Source organism: Rahnella inusitata (genome assembly GCF_965118895.1).
Taxonomy (GTDB): Bacteria; Pseudomonadota; Gammaproteobacteria; order Enterobacterales; family Enterobacteriaceae; genus Rahnella; species Rahnella inusitata_A.
Genome location: NZ_CBCPJJ010000036.1, coordinates 1 through 7,155 on the forward strand (window position 1 = coordinate 1; position 7,155 = coordinate 7,155).

Genomic DNA, 7,155 nt, shown 5'->3' on the forward strand with positions numbered 1-7,155 from the left:
TATCGACGGCCCGCAAATCGCCATCGTCACCGGCCCGCCGGGGGAAGAAATCTTCTGCGACGAGCACGGCCGCGTGCGGGTGAAGTTCGCGTGGGATCGCTACAACAAAGCCGACAACTACAGCTCCTGCTGGATCCGCGTCTCGCAGGCGTGGGCGGGCACCGGCTTTGGCAACATCGCCATCCCGCGCGTCGGGCAGGAAGTGATCGTCGATTTCCTCAACGGCGACCCGGATCAGCCAATCATCACCGGCCGCACCTACCACGCCAGCAACCGCTCCCCCGGCAGTCTTCCGGGCACCAAAACTCAGATGGCGATCCGCTCGCAGACGTACAAAGGCAACGGCTACAACGAGCTGATGTTCGAGGACGCAACCCGTCAGGAACTTCTGTCGATGCATGCGCAGAAGGATATGAAAACGGTGGTGCTGAACAACCGCATGACCGACGTGGCCGTAGACCATACGGAAACCGTGGGGAAAGGGCAGACGGTGACGGTTGGGAAAGAGAAGGCGGGAGGGCATGACCAAAAGACGACCGTGGCGAATGATCGCGAGATTAAGGTCGGCAACGACCAAAAACTCGATATTGGGCATGACCACCGTACCACTGTGGGAAATGACCAGCATCTGGATGTGACAAATGACCGGCATGCCAAAGTCGGCAACAACCAAAGTAGCGAGGTTACAGGAGGCGATACTGAAAAAGTCACAAAATCTCAGGACATCACGATCGGTGAAAGTTACACGCTGACGGTAAAAGAGAGTCTGATCATTAAAGTGGGGGAGTGCCTGCTGAAAATGAATAAGGACGGGACGATTACGTTGAATGGCGTAAAAATCCTGCTGGATGCGGAGCAAGACATTAAACAAGTTTCAGGGAAAGTGAATATCAACTGATGATGAATCTAAAAACAGGTATTGCGCCTGTGCTCGCGGAGCAATATGCCGATATGTTATCGCTGGATTTTCGTCGACGAAATGGTCTTCTGGAATCCTATCACCATAATACTGACGACCTGGTTAAGTGGGATAAGCGTCTACAAACTTACATTGGAGGATTGCTTTATCTTAAAGACGACGCTTGTGCTTATTTGGAGTCTCAACTTGAATCGCCATTGAGTTGTGGCGATGTGTTTGCCATAGGTACTTTTTCTTCCCATTCGGGTAATTATAGACTACTTGAGGGATGTATGGGGCTTATACAAGCAATGCCGCATTTACTCTCTGCGGTTGAACCTTTAGTTGCATGGTCTGCTTCAAAGTCGTCATTTTTGGATTTAGCGATATTTAGCCCGGTTGTTGGTGTCATAGCAGCATATCAAACAGGTGTTGCTTCGCAGATGCCAGTATTAACTAATATTGAAATTAGCAGATTGACTACACTGCCAATAGCAATACCCGGATTGATTTATGTACTTTACCACCAGCAACATCCAAACTATTTTTCACTGATCAGTCAACTTGCCAATTCGTCGGATGTTCAGATCAGTCTGGGGGTAATAAAAGCAATATTGGAGCGTAATTTACCGTATCGGGATATTTCAATTGAATTGTTACTTATCAGACTTATCGAGTGTAGTAGTGGTAAGGTTCGTGAGCGAGCGGTTATGTTGTATCTGCTTAATACGGATTGTGTAACAGTTAACTGCCTTAATTTACTCAGCCAGAAATCATCAGACAAACGCCTTTATCTGAAGGCACTTGGCATGTCGGGTATACCGGAAAATATCTCCATACTCAGTGAGTATCTTGAGTCACCAGAATATGCCCGTCTGAGCGCTGCTTCAATCGTTATGATTACGGGCAGTAGTCTGGAACAGGCTGGCTGGAAGAGTGAAATTTCGCTTCTCTCATCGACTTATCATAACGATCAACACGATATCATCCCAGTGAATGAGTCTGATGAGGCACTCAGTTGGCCCGACAAGACTGCTTTTCAGAGATGGTGGAATATTAATTCCAGCAACTTTGATAAGTCCTCTCCTTATATTGGTGGCTATCCTGTGACAGTTGCAGGGCTAAAAACAGTATTGCATCAGGGTTTACTTGCGTTACATCCTTTGGCTGTTGCTCGTCTGCAATATCTTAAGCAAGAGGTAAGCTCTCTTTCAACTCCCTCTTTTCTTCGTAAACCCAGATGGTAATGAAGATAAGGATAAATAATCATGTTAATTACAGAAAATAAAAAAATATCAGAATCTGATAATTCAAAATGTGAAGCCCCTCAGGAAATTGTTTTTCATTCAGAGAAAAAAATAACGCTCAGTTGTGGGAAATCAAGCATCACTCTCTATCCCAACGGAAAAATTGTGCTGAAAGGCGACTATATCCTCAGCGATGCTGAAGGCGTTAATCGTCTTTCTGGTGGGCGTATCGATCTTAACTAAGGAACACAGAATGTGGAACCTCAAAAATGATACGCCTTATCGTGCTGAAAGAGGATGGTATAGAGATGTTAATGGCGCTGAAGTTTGGACTGTGGCGGTGAAAGCGACCTATGATATTCGAACCGATGGCTCAACCTTATTATCCTCATCTTTACCTGTAAATAGTGGCGTAACAATGTTTTCCAATAGTGATGAGATGTTGTATGAAACAGATTTAGGGCCGGAGAAAAACGCAACTGATATTCTGTTATTGGGACATGCGTGGGCGCCAAATAATACGCCGGTTAGCACAGTATTTATTGGTATGAAAGTTGCCGGGATATGCCGTCTTGCGAAAGTGAGTGGGGTACGAGTTTGGGATGGGGGAACCTACCATACTCCCACTAAATTTCTGAGAACACCCTTACGATATCCCTTTATGGCGTGCGGGTGTTTGCCTGACGCTGATGTTTGTAATCCTCTTGGAGTTGCCGTTGATGAGACGCCAGTGAAGGGGAAATCACAGCTTCCACAAATAGAGTTTTTATCTGACTCAGGTTACCCGGGATTTGGCGTCGTTCCTCGCCATTGGCCGGAGCGATTACGACATGCTGGTGTTTATGATCAACGTTGGCAGGAAACGCGCTCCCCATTATTACCGGAAGATTTTGATTCTCGTTTTTGGCAAATAGCACCTCCTCCACAGTATGCCGCCGGACAATTACGAGGGAATGAGGTCGTCACGTTGGCGAACCTTACGCCGCCGTCATTCAGCAAATCAAATATTATCAGTTTCGCAATCCCAAAAATTTCTTTGAATTTCAGAACCGAGTTTACCGATGACAGTGTGAGCGTACACAGAGCGAAGTTACATACGGTCATTATTGAGCCAGATTATCCACGCCTGAGTGTGGTATGGCATACGACATTACCATGCCACCGAAAAGTCAATATGTTGGACGTCACGACGATTACAGAGAAAAAACGTCTGCATCCGCGCCCACCGGTTCTGCAAGCGCAGTTCAAAGAGTGGGAGCAATTAATATGAGTGTCGGAATTATCGCGGCTGGTTGTTCGTTCCCATCGGGGCCGACGCTGGCATTGGCTGATATCGCTGTCAGAACACAATTTTCACTCACGCGACAGCATCCTTTTGTTGTCGATCGTTGCGATAAGCCGGTGAAAGCCAGTTATTTTCCTCAGCATGAATTAACTTTCGACATTTCACGCTGGCAGGTGATTGCAGACAATGCAGTAGAGGATGCGTTGCTATCAGCCGGAGAATATGCGGCTTTGCCATCGCGCCTCTGGTTGATATTACCTCCAGCTGAACGACCTGGCGTTCCCTTAACATTGGCATCAGCGCTAACTGCATCAATATCATTACGCCTGCCAGATTGCCTACAGATTGTGGTGCTGCGGGGCGGCCATGCAGAGGCGGGGAATGCCATTCTTCAGATCCGCCAGCTGCAGACGCAGGATCGCGCATTGACTATTGATATCGTCGTCGCCGTCGAGAGCTGGTTACCGCCTGAAACGCTGATGTGGCTTGAAGATCAACACCTGCTCCATAACAGCCACTCTTTTTATAAAGGCGAAGCCCGAAGTAATCCTTACGGAAGGATCCCCAGTGAAGGCGCTGCGGTACTGATACTGGTACAGGAAAAATCCCTGCCCTGTTGGTGTCATTTACAAGGGATTTCAACAGGCCAAGAACGCGTTTTGCGTGATGATGACCAACCCTGCCTCGCTCTCGGGCTTAGCGGTGCTGCTCAGGCAGCGATAAAACTAGCCAATACCAATGCGGTTTCGCATCTTTTTACCGATGTAAACGGTGAGATTTATCGCTTTGATGAATATGGCTTTACGCTATCTCGGCTGAGCGGCGTTCTTAGGGATAATTTTCAGCGGGTTGCGCCAGTACTTGCCAGCGGCGACCTTGGGTGTGCGAGCTTGATAACACATTTGGCATTGGCCGCATGGCAATTAAAAGCAGAAACAGAAACCGGCACTGAAACAGGTATTTTAGTGCTATCGAGTTCGGATGATCATCAGCGCTGTGCTGTCGTGCTGAAGCCATTAATCCAGGGAGTGGAAAAACATGATAACCATCAATATTAATGGGTTAACTCTATGTCATAAAGGCAGTGGCGGGATCACTCACAACACCTTACCAGATGTCTGTAAAACCCCGCCTTTTGCCATACCTGTTCCCTATGAAAATGAAGCGTATTCAGCTGATCTAACGAACGGCACAAGCAGCGTCTTTGCAGACGGTGGCAATATGATCGCCAACTTCGGTTCGATGTTTGCGCGCAGCGTTTATGATGAATCTGGCTCAATGGGCGGGGTCAAATCTGGCACAAACAGGGCGGAAGCTGACTGGATTAGCCACTCATTTGACGTGTTCTTCGAAGGTAAGCCCGCATGCCGGTTAACTGACAAGATGTTCATGAATCATCGAAATACGGTGAATATGGCGGGTCTTGTTCAGGACCCACTTCCGCAACTGGCGGAAGAAATCCGTGTGGCGGATCTTCCCACGACCGGTGCCGAAGTGAACAGTAAAGATGAAGACAAACTTAATCCGATGCCCTGCATCGTTATTCTGATTCATGGTGTGAACGATGTGGGTGAAGCCTACCAGAATCAGGAAACGGGTATTGTTAACGGGCTGAAAAAGCGGCTCAGTCGCACCGATTTATGCGCGCATGAGTGGCGAAACTACCTCGCCATTCCTGGTCAAAACGTGCAGAAAAATAGTTCCGCACCGGGACGTTCGCCCGTCATTCCCTTTTACTGGGGCTATAAGCCCGTCACGCACGATGATTATGTTGCCGACCAGAAACGTTATCGTGACGAAGTCAGTAAATTAAGCGATGGTGCGAAGGTGCCCTACGATGCCTACCAGGAAAATGATCCGAAAAAGATGGCTGCTCAGGGAAATGATGGGCACAACAGCGTGAAGTTTCAGAACGACTGTTTCAAAAATGCCCTTGATTCACACTTTGCCAAAAATGGTGGCACCTTTGCCAATGCGACAACCAATATCCCTGATATGCTGGGGCCGGGTTCGAATGGCATGGTGGTCGCAGCGGCAGGTTTTGGCACTTTGTATGCCAACGGTGGAGATTACACGCATCCCATTTACCACAATCCGCATCGTATCTATCAGTTCTTTGCCGCACAGCGGTTGGCCGATTTGATACGTCAAATCCGTGCTAATCCTGTCACTGAAAATGATGTGATCAATATTGTCGCCCATAGTCAGGGCACCATTATCACCATGCTGGCGAACATGATTGTGAAACAAATGGGGTACGATCCGGTAAATTGCACGATCCTCAATCACTCACCGTACTCGCTGGAAAGCCGTTTTAGTGAAAACCTTCAGGAAGGGCATCACCAGACCACTGACGCACGTCAAAAAACGTTCAAAAATTTCTGTAAACTGATGGCGACGCAGTACAAAGGTGGCTCCCATACGGAGAATGAAATTGCCGATTTCGAGGATTTATCTGTACTTGGGGGGGCGGATCAGAACCACTGGCATAGCGATCCGCGTTTCAACCGTAACAATAATGGCAAGGTTTACAATTATTTTTGCCCGGATGATGGCACCGTTTCGCTACAGAATATTAAAGGTTTTGGCTGGCGTGGTATAGAACAGGAGATTTCTCGGGAGATCCCTAATTTGTATCAGCGTGTATTTTATCAGCACGGCGTGGTGGGAAATAAACCCGAAAGAAAACCATTTTCAATGCCCATAAAACAAGTCGGCGATTTCAAAACTACGCCAGTGATGAACGCCAGTTATAACTATCAGGATGTGATAGTCAACGGTGAGGAATTACCTGAAACCTTTACCTTTAAACTGATGGGTGAGGACAATCATCCTGATGATGATCCGAAAACCTGTGACACACCTTATGAGGGGGATATTAATCCGGAAAGCCCCGATCAGAATATTTCATATTCTGCGAAGGCAGGTGTCATCAGTCGGACAAATAAAGCCAACTATCCGGTTGGGCAATATGAGTATCGTGAGCTTGCGCCGGGTTCCGTACTAAATAACGAGCAACTGACCACCGAGAGTGCTTGGCTGAAAAGAGAAGTGATTTATGGTGTAATTACTGGTAGCCGTGAATATAAAGGTAAGCAATTAACCTGGCTTAAAACGCGTGAAGAACTGGAAAAGGAATGGATGGCAACTGATCCTGTTGCTTACAGTCAACATTCATCCATCGTGATGAGTGAATTTTCTCCTTCTCATGCAATGGCGTTTGATTTGGCTATAGGTCAGTGTAAAGCATTTGATTATCAGGAAGGAAAATTTTGGGAAGACTTGCTGCACCGGGCTGACTGGCGCGACCCGAAAAATGGTGATGACTTAACTGCGCAATATTATTTGACGGGTAGACTAAACTTACCTACAACAAAAGATTTTATGAATAAACCTGATGATATATTACCATCTGGTAATTTTGGCGTGGTAAATAATTATGGTCCACGACAACAGCAAAAAATTCGTACCCGCAGGGAAATTGCTTTAGGAATTCCTCATGATATTAATGCAGATATGATATCCATTGCTCAGTGGGATATGCCGAAATCTCTTAATGATGAAGAGCTTAAATAATAGGGACATAAATGAAAGGATTTAAAATAATAGTGGCATTAACTTTTTTGCTGGTTTGTACAGCAAGTGCTAAAGACCAACCTATTCAAGTAGTTTATCGTTTCGACGACCATCGCTACCTCGAGCTTAAAGGTTGGGGCTGCCAGGGA

At 46.8% G+C, this 7,155-nt stretch carries 6 protein-coding genes; all 6 read left to right on the forward strand.

Features of this window, described 5'->3' with window-relative positions:
- Positions 1-898: type VI secretion system Vgr family protein (locus ACMHLI_RS23185; protein ID WP_413531431.1), on the forward strand; the 898-nt coding region annotated here is incomplete at its 5' end.
- The gene (locus ACMHLI_RS23190; RefSeq protein ID WP_413531432.1) at positions 898-2,145 is read left to right on the forward strand and encodes a hypothetical protein; all 1,248 of its coding nucleotides are present in this window, start codon (positions 898-900) and stop codon (positions 2,143-2,145) included. The genes ACMHLI_RS23185 and ACMHLI_RS23190, both read left to right, overlap by 1 nt.
- A gap of 21 nt (positions 2,146-2,166) precedes the next feature.
- Complete coding sequence (locus ACMHLI_RS23195) at positions 2,167-2,388, forward strand: hypothetical protein (RefSeq protein WP_413531433.1); 222 nt, start codon at positions 2,167-2,169, stop codon at positions 2,386-2,388.
- Between the two features lie 10 nt (positions 2,389-2,398).
- Positions 2,399-3,415: a DUF2169 domain-containing protein gene (locus tag ACMHLI_RS23200; protein WP_413531434.1), complete on the forward strand. Its 1,017-nt coding sequence runs from the start codon at positions 2,399-2,401 to the stop codon at positions 3,413-3,415.
- A complete protein-coding gene (locus tag ACMHLI_RS23205; RefSeq protein WP_413531435.1) occupies positions 3,412-4,488 on the forward strand; it encodes a hypothetical protein in 1,077 nt (358 codons plus the stop codon). Before ACMHLI_RS23200 ends, ACMHLI_RS23205 begins: the two co-directional genes overlap by 4 nt.
- Entirely contained in the window at positions 4,469-7,006 is a 2,538-nt protein-coding gene (locus ACMHLI_RS23210; protein WP_413531436.1) for a PAAR-like domain-containing protein, read from the forward strand. Before ACMHLI_RS23205 ends, ACMHLI_RS23210 begins: the two co-directional genes overlap by 20 nt.
- The last annotated feature ends 149 nt before the right edge of the window (positions 7,007-7,155 follow it).